This is a genomic window from Paenibacillus xylanivorans (genome assembly GCF_001280595.1).
GTDB classification, from domain to species: domain Bacteria; phylum Bacillota; class Bacilli; order Paenibacillales; family Paenibacillaceae; genus Paenibacillus; species Paenibacillus xylanivorans.
Genome location: NZ_LITU01000029.1, coordinates 89020 through 109962, shown reverse-complemented (window position 1 = coordinate 109962; position 20943 = coordinate 89020). Strand labels below are relative to the sequence as shown.

General features: G+C 47.5%; 22 protein-coding genes and 2 pseudogenes. 3 read left to right on the top strand and 21 right to left on the bottom strand.

Annotated features, from left to right (window positions below):
• Positions 1 to 23: 23 nt before the first annotated feature.
• From AMS66_RS03200 to AMS66_RS03120, 18 genes are all read right to left on the bottom strand, one after another.
• Entirely contained in the window at positions 24 to 875 is an 852-nt protein-coding gene (locus AMS66_RS03200) for a metallophosphoesterase family protein (RefSeq protein WP_082350547.1), read from the bottom strand.
• A 21-nt stretch (positions 876 to 896) separates the two neighbouring features.
• Complete coding sequence (locus tag AMS66_RS03195; RefSeq protein WP_053779412.1) at positions 897 to 1730, bottom strand: HAD-IIA family hydrolase; 834 nt, start codon at positions 1728 to 1730, stop codon at positions 897 to 899.
• 18 nt (positions 1731 to 1748) lie between these two features.
• A complete protein-coding gene (locus AMS66_RS03190; protein WP_053779411.1) occupies positions 1749 to 2462 on the bottom strand; it encodes a glycerophosphodiester phosphodiesterase in 714 nt (237 codons plus the stop codon).
• 139 nt (positions 2463 to 2601) lie between these two features.
• On the bottom strand, positions 2602 to 3141 hold the full coding sequence (locus tag AMS66_RS03185) for a glycerol-3-phosphate responsive antiterminator (protein ID WP_053779410.1): 540 nt from the start codon (positions 3139 to 3141) through the stop codon (positions 2602 to 2604).
• A 251-nt stretch (positions 3142 to 3392) separates the two neighbouring features.
• On the bottom strand, positions 3393 to 4232 hold the full coding sequence (locus tag AMS66_RS03180) for an ABC transporter permease (RefSeq protein WP_053779409.1): 840 nt from the start codon (positions 4230 to 4232) through the stop codon (positions 3393 to 3395).
• Positions 4229 to 5392: an extracellular solute-binding protein gene (locus AMS66_RS03175; RefSeq protein ID WP_053779408.1), complete on the bottom strand. Its 1164-nt coding sequence runs from the start codon at positions 5390 to 5392 to the stop codon at positions 4229 to 4231. Before AMS66_RS03175 ends, AMS66_RS03180 begins: the two co-directional genes overlap by 4 nt.
• Positions 5393 to 5406: 14 nt before the next feature.
• Positions 5407 to 6447 (bottom strand): ABC transporter ATP-binding protein, encoded by a 1041-nt coding sequence (locus AMS66_RS03170; RefSeq protein ID WP_053779407.1) that lies wholly within the window; start codon positions 6445 to 6447, stop codon positions 5407 to 5409.
• Positions 6448 to 6489: 42 nt separating this feature from the next.
• On the bottom strand, positions 6490 to 7314 hold the full coding sequence (locus AMS66_RS03165; RefSeq protein ID WP_053779406.1) for an ABC transporter permease: 825 nt from the start codon (positions 7312 to 7314) through the stop codon (positions 6490 to 6492).
• Positions 7290 to 8354: a LacI family DNA-binding transcriptional regulator gene (locus AMS66_RS03160; RefSeq protein ID WP_053779405.1), complete on the bottom strand. Its 1065-nt coding sequence runs from the start codon at positions 8352 to 8354 to the stop codon at positions 7290 to 7292. Before AMS66_RS03160 ends, AMS66_RS03165 begins: the two co-directional genes overlap by 25 nt.
• Positions 8339 to 9091, bottom strand: a complete 753-nt coding sequence (locus AMS66_RS03155; protein WP_053779404.1) for a glycerophosphodiester phosphodiesterase — start codon at positions 9089 to 9091, stop codon at positions 8339 to 8341. The genes AMS66_RS03160 and AMS66_RS03155 overlap by 16 nt, the downstream gene beginning before the upstream one ends.
• On the bottom strand, positions 9088 to 10167 hold the full coding sequence (locus tag AMS66_RS03150; protein ID WP_053779403.1) for a CehA/McbA family metallohydrolase: 1080 nt from the start codon (positions 10165 to 10167) through the stop codon (positions 9088 to 9090). Before AMS66_RS03150 ends, AMS66_RS03155 begins: the two co-directional genes overlap by 4 nt.
• Positions 10164 to 10631 carry a hypothetical protein gene (locus AMS66_RS03145; protein WP_053779402.1) on the bottom strand — a complete coding sequence of 156 codons (468 nt, stop codon included), beginning with the start codon at positions 10629 to 10631 and terminating at the stop codon, positions 10164 to 10166. Before AMS66_RS03145 ends, AMS66_RS03150 begins: the two co-directional genes overlap by 4 nt.
• Before the next feature lie 236 nt (positions 10632 to 10867).
• A complete protein-coding gene (locus AMS66_RS31530; protein ID WP_082350546.1) occupies positions 10868 to 11872 on the bottom strand; it encodes a VanZ family protein in 1005 nt (334 codons plus the stop codon).
• A gap of 195 nt (positions 11873 to 12067) precedes the next feature.
• Positions 12068 to 12586 (bottom strand): hypothetical protein, encoded by a 519-nt coding sequence (locus AMS66_RS03135; protein ID WP_053779401.1) that lies wholly within the window; start codon positions 12584 to 12586, stop codon positions 12068 to 12070.
• Positions 12587 to 12742: 156 nt separating this feature from the next.
• Entirely contained in the window at positions 12743 to 13033 is a 291-nt protein-coding gene (locus AMS66_RS34305) for an SLC5/6 family protein (protein ID WP_082350545.1), read from the bottom strand.
• Between the two features lie 35 nt (positions 13034 to 13068).
• A complete protein-coding gene (locus AMS66_RS03130) occupies positions 13069 to 13824 on the bottom strand; it encodes a GerAB/ArcD/ProY family transporter (protein ID WP_082350544.1) in 756 nt (251 codons plus the stop codon).
• A gap of 23 nt (positions 13825 to 13847) precedes the next feature.
• Positions 13848 to 14078, bottom strand: coding sequence for a hypothetical protein (locus AMS66_RS03125; protein ID WP_053779400.1), 231 nt, complete (start codon positions 14076 to 14078; stop codon positions 13848 to 13850).
• A 134-nt stretch (positions 14079 to 14212) separates the two neighbouring features.
• Positions 14213 to 14998, bottom strand: a complete 786-nt coding sequence (locus AMS66_RS03120) for an ABC transporter permease (protein ID WP_053779399.1) — start codon at positions 14996 to 14998, stop codon at positions 14213 to 14215.
• 72 nt (positions 14999 to 15070) lie between these two features.
• Here AMS66_RS03120 and AMS66_RS03115 point away from each other — a divergent pair.
• Positions 15071 to 15769 (top strand): annotated as a pseudogene (locus AMS66_RS03115) (ABC transporter permease); the annotation flags it as partial.
• A 435-nt stretch (positions 15770 to 16204) separates the two neighbouring features.
• On the opposite strand, the gene AMS66_RS03110 reads toward AMS66_RS03115, so the two are convergent.
• Complete coding sequence (locus AMS66_RS03110) at positions 16205 to 16915, bottom strand: SDR family NAD(P)-dependent oxidoreductase (protein WP_053779398.1); 711 nt, start codon at positions 16913 to 16915, stop codon at positions 16205 to 16207.
• A 100-nt stretch (positions 16916 to 17015) separates the two neighbouring features.
• Here AMS66_RS03110 and AMS66_RS03105 point away from each other — a divergent pair, with 100 nt between their 5' ends.
• On the top strand, positions 17016 to 17375 hold the full coding sequence (locus AMS66_RS03105) for a MerR family transcriptional regulator (RefSeq protein ID WP_053779397.1): 360 nt from the start codon (positions 17016 to 17018) through the stop codon (positions 17373 to 17375).
• A gap of 152 nt (positions 17376 to 17527) precedes the next feature.
• Here AMS66_RS03105 and AMS66_RS32175 read toward each other — a convergent pair.
• Positions 17528 to 17599, bottom strand: a pseudogene (locus AMS66_RS32175) (winged helix-turn-helix transcriptional regulator); the annotation flags it as partial.
• 110 nt (positions 17600 to 17709) lie between these two features.
• Positions 17710 to 19464, bottom strand: a complete 1755-nt coding sequence (locus AMS66_RS03100; protein ID WP_053779396.1) for an alpha-amylase family glycosyl hydrolase — start codon at positions 19462 to 19464, stop codon at positions 17710 to 17712.
• Between the two features lie 392 nt (positions 19465 to 19856).
• Here AMS66_RS03100 and AMS66_RS03095 point away from each other — a divergent pair, with 392 nt between their 5' ends.
• Positions 19857 to 20762: a helix-turn-helix domain-containing protein gene (locus AMS66_RS03095; RefSeq protein ID WP_053779395.1), complete on the top strand. Its 906-nt coding sequence runs from the start codon at positions 19857 to 19859 to the stop codon at positions 20760 to 20762.
• The last annotated feature ends 181 nt before the right edge of the window (positions 20763 to 20943 follow it).

Here is a 20943-nt window from a genome sequence, read left to right as displayed (position 1 = left end):
TCAATCCCTCCTTTTTCTTCACATTAGTGTGCAGCCGACGTTATCTGAACGGACAAGAGAAGGTCACTCTCTTCTCCCAGCGCATCATCGACAGGTCCAAAACCAGGCGTATCACGACAAAAGCTCTGAATATCATGAAAGAGATCAGCATCCTGTATAAGCCGGTGAGTTATGGTTACCTCGCCCTCATGAACGTCAATAACACGGTATGCCGGCACATCAAGACAAGCTGCGGTCTGTACATAATGCCAATTTCCTTGCTTCACGATTGAATTCATGTGATTATGCCCGCAAAAATAGATGCCTCCTTCAGGCCGACTATTTAAAACGTCTCTTATTTCATCCCGAGGACGAATGTACAGCTTATCGAGCGTCGAGCGCGCAGTCGTATCAAATACCGGATGATGCCCGAAAAGGAGGACTTGCTTCTGATGAGAATTGGTAAGCTGACCTTCTAGCCATGACAGTTGCTCTTCGTCCAACACCCCTCCCCAATCCGAACGGTTCATTTCCTTAGTCGTATCCAAAAAAATCAGCTTGGCGTGAGGCGTATCCATGGCTCGATAGCATGGCTGACCTGTAAGCGTAGAAATTTCATACTTTGGCAATGAATACGTATCATGATTGCCCAGCACATGAATGAAGCTCCGTTCACTTTTCGCAAGAATGGAGAAAATCGATCGGAGTTCCTGAGCCGTTCCTTCATGCGTTAAATCCCCAATAGAGATGTGAAAGTCTGCCTCCTCGTTCAGAAAAGCCTTAAGCATATGCTCGTATGCCCGGACTCTTGCAGCCTTCACTTCTTCTGTCCCATGACTCATACATGAATAGTGAAGATCACCAAGTAACGCCAGACGCATAAACGCCACCTCCATCTTTTTTGGTCACCTTTCCGCTTAAGCTTTCTCCACCTGCAACACATTTGAAGTCTTTGAATGATCCTGCTGCTCCATAATGCATTCGTTGAGGGATGGCCATATATAATCCGGAACGATATCTGTCTTTCCGATATCCTCTCTTGATGAGATACCCGTAAGCACGAGCGCAGTCTTCATTCCATTCTGCTGTCCAAATAAAATGTCTGTTTCCAGCCGATCGCCTATCATGAGGCATCTGCTGCTATCCACATCCAAAAGCTGGAGCGCCTTCTCTGCATAATAGCGGGAGGGCTTGCCAATCACGACCGATACTTTCTGCTGGCTAGCCGCCTCGATCGAGCTTAGAAGGGCTCCGGTGTCCGGGATGACATCCCCTGGAACGGGGCAGCTATTGTCCGGATTCGTTGCGAGCAGAGCTGCTCCATGGCGCACTGCTTTTGCCGCCAGATGAAGCTTATCGTAATGAAATTTCCGATCCATTCCGACTAACACATGTGTTGATTGATACGGATCCTCCGTAATTTCTATCCCGATTGTCCGAAGTTCTCTCCGCAAAGCCTCCTCACCTACAACCAGCACCTTGGCATCTGGCGCATGCTCTGCAAAATACATTCCCGACACGTAGCCTGCGGTCAGAATTTCATCAGGCTGGCACGAAATGCCCAAACTCAGCAGCCGCTTGTAGCAATCCTCTTTGGTAAGAACTGGAGTATTGGTAAGGAACAACAGACGTTTACCTCGTGACCGCAAGCTGCTTATAAAGCGATTTACACCAGGCAGTCTCATCTGGCCAACATAAATTGTCCCATCCAAATCGAAGCAATAAGCATCGTAAGCATATAAATCCTCCATAACCATACTCCTGCCCGCTCACAATGAGCTGGACAACTCCAATACGTCAATGAAGGATTCCAGTTCGTCTGTGCAGACCCATACGGACGGATACTCCTGAAATTTCTTCATAATGGAAGCCTCGTTAATTGTCCAAGCCATCAGTTGAATCCCTAATTCTTTACATTTATTAATGTAATGCTCGGTCACAAAGGCATGGTGTATGGACAAGAATGTCGCCCCCATTTCTATAGACCAGTCAAGAATAGCCTTCGAACAGCCAAAGGTGATGAGACCGATGCGTACATCACCTGATCGTTGCCTAATTTTCTCCAGGGCATCAAAGTCAAATGACGTAATGAACACCTGATTCAGCATGTCGAATTGCTCGATAAGGTCAAATACTCTTTCCTCCAGCTGAGGGTAATAGTTTCCCATCTGCTTAAGCTCGATGTTAAGTTGAATCTTACCCTTCAAAGCACGTAGTACCTCTTCAAGGGTTGGAATATGCTCATCTTGTTTCATTTTTAGAGATTGCAGCTCCGAAGCTGTATAATCGACCACCCTGCCCGTTCCATTGGTCATGCGGTCAAGAGTATGGTCATGAATGACAACTGGAATTCCATCCTTGCTGAGATGAACATCCAGTTCCAGATGTGTGAACCCAAGCTCTACCGCTTTTAAAAAGGAAGACATCGTATTTTCAGGATATTTCTTAGGATAGCCGCGATGAGCAACTGCTTGAATCATCATGCTTTGTTACCTCCCGATGTATTTTTTGGACAACACAAAAAACCCAGCAGCAAATCACCCTCCTTCAACATCAAGGTTGTATTGATTTACTTACCACCGGGTTTTCTCGTCGTCTCCACCCAAGGATAAATGTATGAAATTAAGTCCAGAATTTCTCGTGCCCTACCGAAACAAAATCTGCTCCGCTCTTTAATGCCTGTTGTATTTCTTCCTCGTGCCGGATAAGGCCTCCCACAATCAAAGGCTGCGTGATGCGTTCTTTCAGTTCTTGAATGACTCGGGGCATTAGCCCTGGCATCAGTTCAACCTCATCAGGTTTGTAGCTCATAATCATACGAACCGCAGTTGTTATTGCTGCCGTATCAATCGCGAATATGCGCTGGATGCTGAAGATGCCCGCTTGCTTCGCGGCAGAAACCGCGTTGCTCTTCGTCGTTACGATCCCGTCCACTTTAAACACATCAGCAAGATATTGAATAGCGGAGGCATCTCGTCCAATCCCAGATACCATCTCGGTATGCACATATACCTGTTTGCCGCTTTGATGCAGACTGTCTATGATCGAACCAAGATTGGTAATGTTCCCTGTCATCAGAATCACTCGTTTCACATCACTTGCTATAGCTTGTGAAATCTGTTCATCTACCGTGATGGAGGCTATGATCGGATAATCCTTCATGATTCTGTCCTCATTCCCTCGTTTGTCATCTTAAATGTTAAAGCGTAAATATTCGTGATGTATCATCTTTATGTAAACGGTTTGTTAATTTCAAGTTGTCTATTGCATCGATCATCGTTACGAAAAATAAGCCGCTAAATGCTTTGCACTTAGCGGCTTTCTACTAACAGAACACTAGCTTATTTACAGATTTTTCTATTAATCAATTATACTTCAAGTGATGCGTTAATGCTGTTCTTCTGCAACACCGTCTAAATCTTTGCCTTCTCCTCCTCTGCCATCGACCGGATGTAGAAAGCACCCAGCACCGAGCAGAGCAGGAATGAGAAGAACGCGATCGCCGCGGCTTGTTCGCGCTCCTGGAAAACGCTGAACACCTGCTGCATGGAGACCCCCAGCATCTGCGGAGAATTGGCTCCCATTAGGTAGGGCGCGGTGAACGAGCCAATGACTCCCATGAAGACAAAGGTCAGGGCGACAAGAAATGTCTTGTACGACAGCGGGAAAATAAACCGTGTAAATAGCGTCAGTTTGCCTACGCCCACATCCTTAGCACTCTCAATGACCGACGAAGGAATGCCCGACAACGCGGAACTGAGCAGCATCGTCGTAAATGGAATGTTGAACCATAGGTTCGCGATGATGATTCCTTTTTCGTCAAAAATGATGCGCGGCAGCGTAATCCCGACTACCTCAAGCATGCGAGAGAGCCAGCCATGGTTTCCAAGCAGGTTGATCAGACCGTAGGTAGCGATGACGCCAGGGATGAACAACGGGATCATGTACGTTTTACGAATCAGATTGACAATTGGCCCCTGATTGAAGCGCATGTAAATCGCCAGCGTGTAGCTTACCAATATCACGGCAACGCAAGTAATGGCAGTCACCCGAAGCGTAAAAACGATATTGCTCCTCATTCCCTTATCAGTGAACAGATACGTATAGCGGCTGAGATCGTATCCGCCCGAACCGTTACTCAGGCTCATGATAAAGGATTGCACGATCGGGATAATAACGACGATCAACAGGATGGCGAAGGAGGGGAGCACCATCGCCAGGCCTGTAATCGACTGTCTGGCTTCCTTACTCATTTCGCGGCTACGTCGCTCTGCCAGCGTTTGTTAATCTCCGTGCCCAGATCCCCGATGTTGAACGTGCGGAAGCCTTCGGCCACACCGTCGAAATTATCTTGCATTTCCTGCGACATGTTGGAGAGCTCAATACCCGGGAAGCCGTTCATTTTGTCCACGATGACTTCCTGCGCTTCGGGGGACAGGACGAAATTCAGGAATTCGTTGATCGCTTCCTTCTTGTCCGACTCCTGGTTGACCATCAGGTAAGTCGGTCCACCGTTGAATCCCGGTGTTATCTGCTGCATTTTGATCGTATCTGGCAACAGTCCTTCGTTCAGCTGCTGCAGCACCATGTCCGACCAAGCTGGAATTAAGGAAACTTCGCCATTCATTAACAAATCCAGTGTGCCCTGGTTTTTCTTCGGATAGATCCCCTTTCCGTAAACGTACGGTCCGATCTCTTTGAGGGTGCCAAAGCCGCCGTCCCACTTCTCCATGATTGCCGGATCGGAGTTGTGAATGTCTTCTTCTGGCAGGTCCTTGTAGACGATCGTCTGAACGAATGAGCTGCCAGAACCGCCCGTTGACGGGTCGTTATAGGCGAACTGCTCGGGATTGGCTTTGATCCACTCTAGCAGCTCGTCCAGTGTAGTTGGCGGATTGGAGATTTTACTGCTGTCATAGGCCAGAACTACGGCAGAAGAACGATAAGGCACTGCGAAGTTGTCCACATCCTTCATTGTGTCCGCGTTGACTTTGCTCAAGTTAGGAATGTCTTTCTCGTTCAGCTGCGTCCAAATACCATCTTTTGTGCCCTGCGCGACGTAGTTGATGCCGTCCTCGTACAGGTCGATATCTCCTGAGCCCTTGCCAGCCTTCTTAGCGGCCACGATTCGGTCGTAGGTCGGCTCAGCGCCGGTACCAGACGGGATGTAGACCAGATTCACGTCGATATCCGGATGCTCTTTCTCGAACATCGGCTCCAGCGAATCCCACAGGTCCTTGACGTTTTGTGAGCCGGTAAAATAGAAGTTAAAAGATACCGGATCGCCCGATGCCGCAGCGTTTCCCTCGGTGGAGCTGCTTGTATTCTCGCTTCCGCTTCCACACCCGGCCAGCAGTGACATGGACAATCCCACAACAGTCAACAATGATACAAATGGCTTCTTCAAACGCATATCATTCATCCTCCTCAGTTCGATTCAGCGACCGGGAATCCGGTCATTTTCGATATCGAGATCCCGACTTCTTTTCCTACCTGCAGCTGCTCAACAAATTCCTTGTTCAGAAAAGCACGTATGATGCCGAATTCCAACAGTTCCACGGTAACTTCCGCATAATGTCCCAGAATCATCACCTGTTTGACCTTGCCTGCCAAAATACCTTCACCCATCGTGGTAACGCTCACCTGAACGTCTTCTGGCCGGACCGCCGCCGTCACCTGTCCGCTTAACCCCTTCTCGTTCGGCAGGCTAAGATTTCCTATGCGTATGCTCTCCCCTTCCGCCACCCCCTTCAAGAAATTCATTTTTCCGATAAAACCGGCGACATACAATGAAGCTGGCTCATCGTAAATCTTCTGCGGCTGAGCAATCTGCTCGATGTGCCCATGATTCATGACGATAATGCGATCAGATAACGACAGTGCTTCTTCCTGATCATGCGTGACGAATACCATCGTGAGACCCGTCTTCATTTGGATCTCGCGCAGTTCTTCGCGCATTTCGTGCCGCAGCTTGGCGTCCAGAGCCGAGAAGGGCTCGTCCAACAGCAGGACCGCCGGGTTGAGCAGCAGTGACCGAGCCAGCGCAACCCGCTGCTGCTGTCCGCCCGAAAGCTCGGCCGGATACTTCTTCCCGAAGCCCGACAGCCGGACCAGCTTGAGCGCATCCTCAACCGCCGTGCGGATCTCTGCCTTCGGCATTTTGCGGATCTTCAGGCCGAACGCCAGATTGTCGTATACCGACATATGCGACCACAGATTATAGCTCTGGAACACCATCGAGGTTGGCCGTTTCTCCGGTGGAAGCTGAATGACACTCTTGCCCTCGATCAAGATGTCACCGGAATCCGGTTCCAGAAAACCGCCGATACTCCGTAGCACGGTGGTTTTGCCGCACCCTGAAGGACCCAGAAGGGTGACCAGCTCGCCTTTTTCGATATCAATGTTGATGCCGCTGACCCCGTCACCGGTTTTGTAGCGTTTGGCTAACTCTCGTACAGACAACTGCATGCTTCTGCCTCCCTTTGCCCCGGTATATACACCGAAACATTTTTATTTCATTTGAAAACCGCTCGCCAGCACGTCCGCGCTCACCAGCCGCTGGGCTGCCACCAGCAGGATGATTGTCGGCAGCGTCAGGATGATCGAGAATACGGCCCCGGCGCTGCTCGGAAAGTCGGAAATGATGGAGTACATGACGATTGGCATCGTTTTGTAATCGGGAATACCGACCAGGAATGTCCCCTGCGCTTCGTCTAGCGAATTGAGGAACGTGAATATTGAAGCGACCATGATGCCCGGCATCGCCATTGGCAGTGTGATGCTACGGAACACTTTGAATGGGCTGGCCCCTACGTCCCGCGCTGATTCCTCCTGTGCCCGGTGCACGTTGCGGAAAGCGGATGTTGGAATCCAGGTCATGAACATCAACACGTTGATCATATGGATGAGCACAACGCCAAACAGCGTATTCATCAGGCCGATCCGATAGAACAGGACTGCAATGGAGACATACAATCCCATTTTCGGAAAGGCGTGCGTCAGCAGAAACGAAAACAGGAACATCCGCTTCAGCGGAAACTGGAGTCTTGCGAAGGCGTACGCTGCTGGGATGCAAACGACGATGGACAGCAGGGTCACCAGAGTGGCAATGAGGAACGACAGTGAGATCGACGAGACGATATCGTCCTTCGCCAGCACGAACTCCCACCATTTGAAACCCCATACCTGGGGCAGAATATCCGGATAATTCCACTTTTCGCTAAAGGCAAGAACAAGCAGGTTGACCAACGGACCCGCGAAAAAAATGGCGAACACGGTCAGTAGCACAAACTCGATAATTCTTCTCGGGCCTACGTGTTTCCAGTACCACAACATGTCCCATCCTCCTTTCCATTTGTCGATTGACGAACGATCACTTCGCTTTCGTATTCAATTAGGCGCGGCACGCTCCCCTCGCCGCTGATCAGGCGGTCCAGAATGGATACCGCGTCTCGGCCTATACCGGACGCATCCACACTGACAGTCGTCAGCGACGGGTGATACATCCCCGCCACTTCGGTATTGTCGTAACCCATTACGGACACTTCCTCCGGAATGCTGACGCCGCGCTCCACCAGCACTTTCATGGCGCCCAGTGCCAGCATGTCATTGGTGCTAAACAGGGCGCTATATCGTCCCTCCCGGAATGCCGCATAGTGCTCCTCCATCAGCTTCCGGCCTGAATCGAAGCTGGATTCCGATGACTGAGCGACGGTAAACCCGTCCTGGCCGGAACAAACGCCGAGGGATTCGAGCCGCTTGCGGAAGCCCGCCAGTCGCAATGAGTGGCTCCGATGCTCACCCGGTCCGGCGATGATGAAGAATTTGCGGTGTCCGCACGCATACAGATGTTCTGCCGCCCGTTCTCCGCCGGCTTCGTCGTTGCTCACAAGATGCACCACATCCGGATCCTCCGTCGAGCCGTTTACCATCAGGTAAGGGATATTGAAGTTCTTGACGTAATCGATGACGTTTTTCTGCAGTCTGCTGACCAGAATGAGTCCATCTACCCGCTGCTCCAGCATATAATCGGTGGAGCGCAGCGACATCTCCCGGTCGGTCTTCAGGAAGATCGAGTAGCCCAGCTCTTCAGCGGCCATCAGTATCTCGTCAATGATTCTGCCGTACAGCGTGTGGGAAACAATCGGCAATCTGTCACGGAAAACGATTACTCCGATGTTGTACGTGCGCTTGGCGACCATCGCCCGGGCGACGGCGCTCGGCTTGTAGCGAAGCTGCTCGACCGCCTTGAGCACGCGATCCCGGACTTCTGAACTCGCGTATCCGTTTCCGGAGATAACCCGAGATGCGGTCGATTTCGATACACCGGCCAGCTGTGCCAGCTCGCGCAGACTATGATTCAGTTTATTGTCCAATCCCTATTCTCCTCTGCATATTCCATTTCTCCCCGGACGGCGATCAGCTTCGCCGGATCGCGGGTTGTTATCGAATTGACGCCCCATTGCGCAAGCCGCCGCATGTCGTCCGCCTCCATAACCGTCCATACGTAGAGATCCAGACCATTCCGCCGCACGGCTTCCATCAGTTCTGGCCGCACCACCTGATACGGCACGTTAAGTCCGAAGCAGCCGGCTTCGAGGGCTTCCGTACAGGCCTGGAACATTGCGTCGTCGTAGCGCAGACTTCCGAAGCTTTGAATGTTCACATTAAGCAGCCTGCGGATGTGCGGAGCGTACCGACCCGCGTTGACCGCCGTCCCATAATTGCAGCCGCTGAGGAACACCATTTCCGTCATACCCATCCGTTCGACCAGGGCAGACACGGGTTCCAGAGCACTGTCCGTTTTAATATCGAGATTCATGATTTTACTGGCTTCGCGGATCTGCTCAAGCACATCCTGAAGGGTCGGAATCGGCACCGACAAGTAGGCGTTCAACTCTTTCAGCGTCATTTCTGCTAGGCTGCCACGGCTTCCGTCCGCCAAAGGGATATCGTCGTCATGTGCGAGCACCGGCACGCCGTCCCGAGTCGACCGGATATCGTCTTCGTAAATATCCGCGCCAAGTGTCAGAGCCCCCTGAAGCGACTCATAAGAATGATCGGGATGACCCATGCAGCCGGTGTGGGCCGTGATCAGCGGAAATTTGTTCATCGCGGGTATCCTCCTTCTTCGAAATAGATCGCGTTGGTAAAGGCGATTCGTACATAAGCGCCCCGTACGGTTCCCCACAACTCGGATCGAATCCACCTGCGTGGAATATCAGGAGCAGACTCCCTCAGTTGGGCTTCGAGCTGCATCATCTGTCCGTCCGATGAAAAGGGGACTTCCAGGCTTAGTTCCTCGCCCCGATTGGAGTACAGCTTCAATCTGCAGACCTGCGTCGGCAGCGACCACAGTCCGGCGCGGACCGAGAAGTCCAGCTTCAATTTCACCTGGATCGGCTGCTCTGCGGCGGCTTCCGGACTCTCGACTACCGATGGAACCGTGGAGCCGATTGGATAGTCAGCACCACCAGCGTTTAGCTTAAAGGTCAGCAGAGGACCTATCGTTACGGAAGCGCGCCCTTCCCGCAGCGCCTGAATCAGGGTTTCTTCATGAATGGGTAGGGATATCGAATTCCCACTCCCCTCTACTGCGTTGTCCCCGATGCCGAGGTACGTGACCGATATCGGCTCTTCCGTTTCAACCTGCGCATGCCAGTCCCGGCCCGAAGTGGCGGCGATCCGATACCCTTCATTCAGCTTTTGTGTCCACAGATCAAATGCCCGCCGATTGTTCGTCTGTATGGAAGGGAACGTTCCGGACCAGACTTCGATATAATCGACGGCGGACCAATTTCCGATCTCATATTCCCAGAAGCACCCGGTACATGCCGGACTGCCGATGCGGAACGGATGGGCAAGCCCGGCGATTCCGCCGAGCCGATGTACGGCTTCAATCCCCTCATCGATCCTATCCCGATCTACTTGACGCCAGTCAGCAAAAGCGTTCAATCCTATCGTCACCATATGACCGTAAAAGGTCGTCCACTCCATGCCGGGAATAATTCGCAGTCCGTATTTTCGCTCCAAATCTTCTTTGCCGATCAGGCCGGACATCGTGTTGTGATCGGTCAGCGCGATGGCGTCGAAGCCCAGATTGGCCGCTCCTGCCGCCAGCTCCTCCAGCGTCTGACTGCCGTCGCTGTGCAGCGTATGTGTATGCAGTTCGCAGGCGAGCCATTTCATATCGCGTCCTCCTCCGTCGTCCAGATTTGCAGCCGGTAATCGCAGGTCTCTGTCACGATACAGTGCAAGCTGAGTGTGACGCTCCAAGGTCCAGAAACCAGCTTGCCCGGCATGAGGCCGGGTGAAGCTTCTCGCTCCGATACGAACAGCTCCTGCACCTCATCATGGCGGTGGCACGCTCCACGATATCCCCGCGCGTCATCCAGCGAAAGTGTCATCAAATTTTTCAGGGGGAGGTGCCTGTCGGCATTCTCAATTGCGTATTCCCGATTTTCTGGCAAGATGTATAGGTCGTAACTATTCATGAGTAGCTGCAGCGCCTCTTCCCGATTCTCGAGCGTCTTCGGCGCATATTGTAATCGCAGGTTCAGCTTCCCACAGCCCTCGTCTAACTCAAAAGGAATGCGGATATGCGTCTTTGAATCTTCAGGAGACGCATATCCTTGTAGATCCAGCAGTTTCATTGCGCCGCACCGCCTTTCAATTTCAGTTGTCTTCATATGGCTTACATTATGCAGCGTTGGATGAGTGTGGGACCGTTCCCACATCTATCACTTATGTTACGGGGGAAAAATTAGACCCGTATCTGCATCATGTTAATGTTCTGTAAATGCAAAAAAGACCGATCTTCTATTAAAAGAAGATTGGTCATCTTAACTTTAGATCGTTAGATTGTTTTCGCACTGCATACGGTAGGCTCTCAGTTTCCCTTGAATATTCCTCTAACCGGATCAGTAATCATGTTAATCATTCTTTGGCCTGTGTTCACCTCGGTTAGAGTAACATCCCACATCACAACATTTGTGTTCGGATTTGGACCGTTGTCGAGAAATTTGATAATAAGTTCTTTGGTGCCCTTCAGAGTAAACTGAAAAGAATCCGGCTCACGCTCTCCTCCCAAACTGATGGAATAGATCTCTTCTCCATCTGCGATAAAGATAATTTCGTTTCTCTTCTTGCTTGCAGTGTCGTCAGGATTTCCTGATATGGCAACATAGCCCTCCATTTTTGCATAATTGCCATTTAATAGATATGAAAACTCATTGTTTTTTCTGTTTTCCAGGCTGTACAGATTGAGTTGAGGTTCAACCTTGGTCGTACCTGCAGCAAAGGTGGTAAGATTTTCATCCCATTTCACAGTCCCTTCGTTAACCGCAAGCTCATTCAGAACCACGACTTCTCCGTCCACGTTATCTAAATAATGATTGATGCCTCCTACAACAAGAATCATTCCGGTAGAAATGACTACCGCTGTCAGGGCGATTTTAAGCATTCCCTTAAACGTGCCTCGGTGTTGTATTATGATTCGCTGCGACCAATACCCTACTGCTGCTCCTAATGTATTTATGATGATATCGTTGATATCGAACGCTCCCAAGCGGGAAAACATTTGAATCAACTCTATGACCGTGATGCCCATTATAAAAAAGCAGATAAACCGGGTGAAACTGCAACGATACAGAAGCGGGATGACTATTCCAAATGGGATAAAGGCAAGAAAATTGCCTAAGTCAAAGAACCAAATTTGAAAGTCTCTTCCCATAAGAAAATGCAAAGGAATACCCTCAAATGTTAAATGGTATCTTAGACCTTGGTCATCATTAAAAGAGGACCTATTAAAACCTATAAATAAAAAGAATAAGGTTAGTATCGTGTATAACCCCAACAGTACAACGACGATTCTCCGTGACTTCCCTTGATACATACAGCAAATCCTTTCTGGTCTGTGTTATCGCTACTTTTTGCAAAAAAAACACACGACAGCCAGCAAGGCTATCGTGTAGCGTTAATAGTGGTTTCTTGAGAAGAGCCATAACCATAGAGGCTTGTGGATATTCTGTTTCGTTGGTATCAGTATAAGAGAATACTTTAAGCGTTGTCAATTACGCTGACTTACCTGTTAGTCCTCTTGCTCTTCGGCCTGACTAGGCGGAGCCATCAGACCTTGAACGGCACCCATAAACGGATGGATGGACTTGATCATGCCGTAGCCCATTTTTACGACCGGCATGAATTGCTGGATCATGCCGAACATCCGCAAACCGCCGCCAAGCATGCCTCCAGCCGAAGCCGCACCGCCAAGTCCGCCAAACAGTGAACCCATCATAGGCAGAAAGGACGAAACCTGCGCGCGCGACACTGTGCGTGAACGAGTTGACGGCTTGCGCGTGCCATTCACCCTTTTCCGATTCTGAGAACGACCGCCCTTGTTGCGTGAAACTACCTTACGGTTGGAACAACGGGAGCTGCCCCCTTTGGTCGCCGTGCGCGATATTGTTCCTCCCCCGGTAAGCACCAGGCCTCCGTTATTCACGTCGGAGATGTAACCGATGTACGTTTCGCCGCTATGAAGAGTCACGTAGACGGGACGGGCCTTATACCGTTTTACCTTTAGACGTATTTCGTTGGTTTTAGCCATGGAATTTCACCTCACTCCACTGATCTACTTCAGTTTACGCGATAAGTGGACTGCTTGCCTGTGCGAATGGGACATCCGTGTTTGTCACTTTCCATCATTTGAATATGTTATTCAAAAGCATGATGTGTAGATGATTTTCTGTTCAATTTGGTGAATTCATGACACTATCCGTTTTCTTTCTTTTTGAATCCAAGCGATCATAAACAACAATAAAGGGATAACGAGTAGCATCGTGTGTGAGTAATAAAACCAAATGTGGGTTAAAAAATGCAAATATGCAGCTGCATTTGGAAATACCAACATGGCATACACCACGACCAGTATACTCAAGGGATATGTAAATGCTCGATAATTGTTCATATTGAGCGTTTGCGAGAGACTCAGCACGGTTGCATATAGACTGGCTGCTGTTTTTACAAATACCGCCAAAAACCAAATTGCCGTCATTACAACCTCAACTCCTTCCAGAAAATTCCCTATACTTATTTTCTTGGCCAGCACAAAGCAGGAAATAGATTTCTTGCGGTAATTTCCGGGCCTAATACTAACATTGAAATGGTCGTGACGAACACAATAATGATTGAACCAATGAGGGTGCCCAGCAGCAAAGCCTTGGGTACCCGCTTGGATCGTGTTACAGAAGGTATCAGCATTAATAGGCAAATATGCTCCTGAATGGCAGCAATCTGAAAACCAGCGCTCATAATAGGTTTGAATCCAGCTTCAAAAAAAGGCTGAATCATGCGACTATCTGTCTGAGGAAGCAGCGTGATGAATATGAAGAGGAAGAAAACGACAATAAATGGAGCGAACAGTTCTGCTGCACGAGAGAAGGTTTCCAGTCCGTAACGAACTGCAATGGCAACAACCAAGGTAAAGGTGAGATAGATGACGAAAATAGGCGTTTCCGGGAAAATAGCCGAAACAATGAAACTACCCACCAAACGGATTAAATACACGGTTAAGACAAAGAAATAACATACATAGAGAAAGGAAATGGTTTTCCCCGTTATGGCCTCAATCATCTGTGTTAAGGTTAGACCCGGAAAGAACTTGATTAAACCGATATACAAGAAAATAAGTAGCATATTAAATGACATGCCAACAATCGAAGCAATCCAGGCGTCTTGATCGACTTGCATCGCCAAAATAGAGGCAATGACCAATATGGATGTCCCAAACGTAAATATGGCAGTCAGGATGGTGAGCTGACTTAAACTTATCTTTTCGGTTTTCATAAATTATCATGCCTTTCTCCTGTTCATTTGAAAAATGAAAGAATCTCATGCCCCATCAGTGTATAGATCGAGGTAAGAATAGTGGTCGGATTGGGGAGCCCTAAATGGAACGAATACAAAAGACCCGCTACCATGCTAATAGCCAGTAAAATATAAAAAGCATACTGCTCTTTTTTCTCCAACTCTTGGTTGGGGAAAGGTCTTTCAATTAAAATAACAGCCAACATGATCCTTTTATCAGCTAAGTTTTCCATAGTATTGCTTTTACCTGAAGCAGTCCCAACGAGTCCAAAACACAAAAAGCCGCCATATGGCGACTTTTTTATATAACTATATTCTTATTCTTGGTCTATTCAACAACCTTAACATTCTTTTTCATTACCATTTCTTATAATGGCAAATCCTTGTTTTTAAAGACGCGAATGCCTAGGGAATAAAGTACAATGCCAATAACGGCTAGCGAGACAAACTGAATCGTATAATTGCCTCCGTTTAAAATGGCATGTGTGTCGAAAAGCGCGTTCATGGATATATACTTTAATTTTTCCAAACTGCTATCAACATCTCCCATCAATTTAAGAAGGAAAAATGCCATTGGAATGCCCGCTCCCCACGCCAAGGAATTTTTCGTGAGATTGAATACGCAGGAAAAAAAGAATGAAATACTGCTGGTTGCAAACATTAAAAGGAACAAACCGAGGTTCAGCATGAAATAATTCGTCATATTGATATCCACATCACCCTGGAATAAATGGATTGACGTATATCCCGCCAAAGTGATAATCAGGATCATCACGATGAGTGACGTGATTAAATAAACGGCTTGAGTCAAAACAACAGTACTTCGCTTGGTCGGAGTCGAGAGCAGATAGGCCATAGACCCTCTATCGACCTGTGATGCAATGAGACTGTTGGCGGTCATGATAATAAATACGATGGGCAGAAGTACACCCTGAATCCCATAAAAGGTTTTGGACAACATTCCCAGAAATGTAGCTTCTCCTAACAGGTTGGCAAGTGGAGTGTCTTTGACCATACCGGACATATCGGAGATAGTGCTTGCATCAAACACGGCAATGAGAATGATATGAAGTGCAGTCATGATGATTGTGAAAATAAGCCATAATTTGATATTGGCCTTTAGCGTCTGTTTGAAAATCGGTTTGCTAAGCATTCATGTCTTCCTCCTCGTATATCCCCTTTGAAGTAATCTTCAAGCGTATACTTTATCTCTTTCATAAATTTGATCGAAGCTCAAGGAACGACACTAACCGTAGAACAGGCATCTCTTTTGGTAAATCCTATCACCAAGAAAGTTACAAACGTGAACGAAATTGGTACTCACAGCGCCAACGGAAACGCGCCGATTTCTTTGTTCCAGCCTCTGTGGATGTCCAGTCTGGCGAGTGCAGCCATTATTTTTATGGCGATAAAAAAAGTACCGTACCGTTCAAGAAGAGATCGTCTTTCTATAAAAATAGGACAGATTGTAACAGGAGCAGTCATCGCCGTTGTGGTGGGATTCGGCTTTGCCTGGATTGCTGATGGAATGATCGGGCTGCAAATTCCACAATTTACAGATACGGCCTTGTTCCTGTCCATATCTTTCTTCAGCTTTTTCCTCTTGATTTCGGCTGTGGTTTCCCTGGTTGGGTTCGGCGGAATTTCTATTTTTGCATTACTGCTATTCTTTGGCGGGCCGCTGCTGGCTCTAGCTCCAGAGATGATGTCCCCCTTTTATCGGGATTGGGTATACTCTTGGCTTCCAATGCGTTATATGGTAGACGGTTTACGGGAGCTATTCTTCTTCGGTCATGGACTAACCTGGAATACACCGTTATCCGTTCTGATCTGGATTGGACTCGTGGGTATGGCCGTCATATTAGCCACTGCTTTCATGCCCCAACTCAAAAAGGAGAGCACGAAGGAGATCCAGCTGAATTAGAGCATGTCGTTCCATCAAATGGATACTTGATCTCTCTAGCGAGGTAGCTGAATTAGTTAGCAAATCACTATTTCAAAATTTTTTTTGAACGATTGGTACAGTTACGAAGAATTCCTTCGCAATTTTAATAATGATTAGTACAGATTGTTGTCCTCGTCTTGAGAAAAGAACCTGTACTGATAAAAAAAAAGCCGCTCAAAAAGCCGCTTTTTTTGTTTGTTTTTTTGACAAAAGAGACGAATTTTTATACAAATATGTTAACAACGATATCTCGACATTCTACCCTGTCTCAACACCGATCCCATCAGCATGATTTCGCCTTCCAGTATAATAAATGATCTTTGATTAAACTGATCATTCCGGCATGATTCCTCTAATTGTACATCCCCCTTCACCAAAAAACATTTCGATACCATTGCTTTTGGAAGCGGTGTATTACCAAGCGTATACGCCCTTCTCATCCAAAAATTCACCGTTATGATGTTTGCCATCTGTCACATACCCCACGATAATCGCAGCGGCTGCTTCTTTTGTTTTGCCGCCTTCAGCATTGCCATTAAGATCTGTTGATGTGAATCCAGGCGTTACCGCAAATACTTGAGCCCTACTGCTTTTGAGTTCATAAGCCATCGAAACTGTCATGGCATTGTTGGCCGTTTTGGATGAGTTATAATCGAATGCGTTTAAAGCAAATCCAGCGTTTTGGATATGATCCAGAGAAGCCATGTCCGTCGATACATTGACGATTGTGCCTTCGTTGTCTTTGATTATCGGGAACAAACGCTGGTTCAGACGGAAGGTTCCGAAGAAGTTGACTTCGAAAGCGTTCCTCAGATCCTCCTCTTTGGTATCCGTAAAAGAACGGGAGAAAGCACCTGGCATACCCGCATTATTGACCAAAAGCATTAAGTCCGGATACTTCTTGGTGATCGTATCGGTTGCCCGTTGGATGCTTTTCAAATCACCCATGTCGATTTGTACAAATTCGATGTCTAGCCCTTTGGAAGTTAACTCGGAAACAGCCGCTTCGCCCCGTTCGGCACTTCGTGCACCAAGAACGACTTTCCAGCCTGCTTGTCCTAACTGCTTAACAATTTCGAAACCGATTCCTTTATTTGCACCAGTTATAAAAGCGGTCTTCTTCATGTCAATCCTTCTCTCTCATTTGATTTTCATTAACAATGTATAAGTTACTATGCTACACTTAGTGTAGGTCAACAATAAATTTTGATAAAAGAGGGTTAGCATGTTAACGATTGGAGAAGTAGCAAAAAAAGTAGAGATCGCGATCGGAGCGATCCGCTTTTACGAGAAAAAAGGACTGTTGAAACCAGCTGCGCGAAGCGAGCAGAATAACCGTCTCTACTCGGAAGATGATTTGAACTGGCTGGTTTTTATCAAATGTCTTCGCGAAACCGGAATGAGTGTGGAGGACATCAAAACCTATCATGATAAGGTAAATGAAGGAACCTCTACCCTGCCGGAAAGAACCAAACTGATTCAAGATCAAAGGCAAAAGCTGCTGGAAGATATCGAGGAGAAAAAGGCACAGCTTGTTCATTTGGATAACAAACTGGAGCGTTATTATCGCGGAGAAAATTATTAATAAAGCCATATCCTATAGAAATGCAGGAATGAATGTTATCTATCAAAGCCCACCGTTACATACACCTCTTGTGCCGTTATCAGGATAAAGAAGACGTTGAATGGCTGCCTTTTGTTTTTATTGAACTAGCGTTTCCCGTTAGCTGAATGATTAGGAGGTACCTGTTTATAAACTTCGCGGTGAATAATGCCGTCCCTCTCAAGCTCAAGGTGCTGCAAGGACAAAGACGAAGAGCAACCGTTTTCTAATAAATCGGTTGCTCTTCGTCTTTGTAATTTTCCTGCCCCAGCATCACACTTGCCCGTACAACATTCGCCTAATCGGCAACTGCTCTCTATTCGCTCTCCAGTGGTTCTATGGCAAGAATCATTAAACCGCCCCGTGGTGTTTGATCTCTCTTGATCCTCCATTGGCGTTCCTTTATTTGCTTACCAGTCAGATGAAGGCTATACACGCCATTCCACTCATCCGTTACCTTGTAGATCCTATTGTCCGAACAATCCGGAATGCTCACCGAGATGTCTGAGTCCTTATCGTGGTAAGGGTTGCTAGCAATAAGTAAAAACCCTGTTGGAGTTTGATAATAGTAAGGAACAGGAAGATTGTCGAGGGATTGGTGTTGTGCAGGTTGCGGCAGGCTATTCCCGTTATCCTCTCCGACCTGAAGCGGCTTGATAACCGAACGATATTTCTTGCGTAACCTGATCATTTGCTTCACATCTTCCAGCATGGCCCTGTGCTTCTCTCGTTCCAGCTGGCTCCACTCTATCCAACTCCCATAGAGCCATTTACCACATCCTGCTTCCTGTCCACCGAACAAGTAAGGACTTAACCGGGGGAGAGGCCGATATTGTGCATCAAATTCCTCTCCAGCCATAAACACCGGAATAGCAGGCGCGAAAATGACAGAATATCCAAAAACACTTCGTTTGCCTTGGGCGACGTAAGGAGATTTCTCCACAGGATATCCTTCCCATCCGTCATCATGGCAGCTCAGTTGGAAGGAGACCTTCTGTCCCGTTGGGAGACGCATGGGAAGGGACAGTAGAATCGCTTCCCCGTGACGCTCAATCCGGTGAATCCGGTAATCAGGAAATAAAGTATTCTCCAACTGCCACTCGTTGCTATCGTAATCCCTCACAAACAACTGCTTGATTTGCTTCGACGGATCAATCCCCCGTATCGAAAGGAGGAAATACTCCCTTTCATACCCCTCATGCCGTCCGTCAGATGGAACTGGCTCCGATTCTTTCCCTTCGACTTCAAGGGTAAGTGCATGACCATGCTCGGGTCCGGTACCCGTTTCCGAATCATCCTCATACAACACCTTGACCTGAAACATATTCGGTTGAAGGCGGTTAACCAGTTGGAGATATGAAGGCAAATCAGACAAAACCCGGCTCTGCTCCTGAAGACCATAATGATTGTTGCTAATTCGGAAGCCGTGCTGTAGAAAATCAGTAACCCCTTGCACGGCGGGGCCTTTTTCAGGAATAATGACAATCGGATGGCCAAGCGCCGAACATTTGCTCCGGATTCGTGCCCAGAGATCGAAACGGTATGTGGCAACGTCCAGCCTGAAACCATCGATACCGAATTTCTGCACATAGTCAACCCATACTTTCACCCACCAATCATCCAGATCTTCATGGTCGCCAAACCAATCGAAATCCGTCATTCCCCACGATCCGCCCTTGAACCATTCCGGATGGGCATCGATCAGCGGACTGTCACTCATAACCCCATGTGTAATGACGTCCAGGAACACTTTGATCCCGTTGCGGTGGGCCTCCTCAATCAAAGCTAGGAATTCTTCCTCTCCCCCCAAAGAAGGATCTAGCTTATCGTGCTGAATCACCGCATATTGGTTCCAAATGTTGTAGAAATGATCAGGGTGGCTAAGGGAATGCCCTGTGAGCCAAATTCCCGTGATCCCGAGATCCTTCAAATATCCAAGCTTTTCCTTCAAGCTGGCGAACGTCCCGCTTTCCGGTCCATTGGGAGAAGTGAAGGATTTCGTTGGAATTTCATAGATGATTAAATCATCGGTCCATTCCGGAGATTGTTGAAGCTTTAGCTTTCGATCCATTTTGTTGGTCAGCCCTTTCTTTTAATAACATTAAAAAATTCAAACATCCTACATTTCTCGGATACTTCTTCCCGTTTGCTTTGAGAAATGGCTTGTATGCAAAAAAAGGCTGCGTTATTTATAAGAATGTCTACAGAACTGAATGTTTCGATCGTCCCTTCGCCATAGCAGTCGTAATCGCTCTACCTATATTGCGTTTCGCACCAGTGACTAAAGCAACTTTACAAGTTAACCTCTCTCCTCCCCCTTGCTGTGAGATCTTTTCTGAACCTGATCCAAACGTACCATGCCCGCCACCTTGCAACCACCCAAAAAAGTGATCTCCACTTATACTTTTGTAGTATACTTTATGTCTGAAACGAAACCATTCCAAAATAAAGCGGGGCGAATTGATGCAGCATGTATTCCATATTCCAAACTTATACAATGATATTCTCCTCGATACCTTCCACTACGGTTGCTTTGAGAAAGGCTGGAGTAACTCTAACTGCAGGCATTTTTTATACGAATTTATTTATTGCGCCAAGGGTTCGATTGTACAATGGATTAACGGAGCTACCTATTCTCTAAAACGTGGCGATTTTCTGATTATTAAGCAAGGCTTACAACACCATACTCTCCCCCTTGTGGAAGAAACTGAATTGTTTGTTTTTCATTTCGATTTAAACAATCAGCAAGTTCGCTCTATTTTCCAGATGATTGAAGATCCAGTAGTACGGTCCGGTCACTTGCAGACAGTTTCCTTAGAGAAATGGGTCGATGAATTAATGAAGGATTATAAGGAGTTGTTTCTGCAGGTTGGTGAAAGAGACACCGTCACCAGAACCCGGTTAAGCTCATCCGTCGCGTTGTTACGGATGCAATCCAAGGTTTTGGATTTAATCGGTCAGATTGCGGAGTATTTCCTTCAGGAGTGCAATTGGAACTATCTTTCCATGGCAACACCTGCACAAATCGAAATCGCCCACAACGCCGCCTATCAACTCGAACTTCAGGCACTAAACGGAGTAAGAATTTTCGGGATTTCTTCACACTTAGGCGTCTCCAGATCTTATTTATGTGAAAGTTTCAAGCTCGTTTATGGAATTTCCCCCAAGGAATATCTATCGAAAATACTAATGCGACACGCCAAGAATGAGCTTCAGAACTCCACTTTATCCATAGAAAAAATTGCGGAGAAGCTCCACTATTCCTCTGCCGCCCACTTCAGTAAGGCTTTTCGCTCAAACGAAGGAATAACGCCGTCCCATTATCGAAATCTAACCCGTTCAAACTTTATCAGTTTTTCGAGAACATAGATCACAGAGGGATTCAAAACCAAAAGCTTAAAATCATATGAACAGCTTTTGAATAGCACTACAACTTTACTAGGCGGCTCGGGACCGATTGCACACCATTTGCTGTTACCAAAAACCGTTCCGTCAATAGCTTTATTGGGTGCTCCTCCCTGCACATAACCATCCGCTGTGGCGGTTCCCT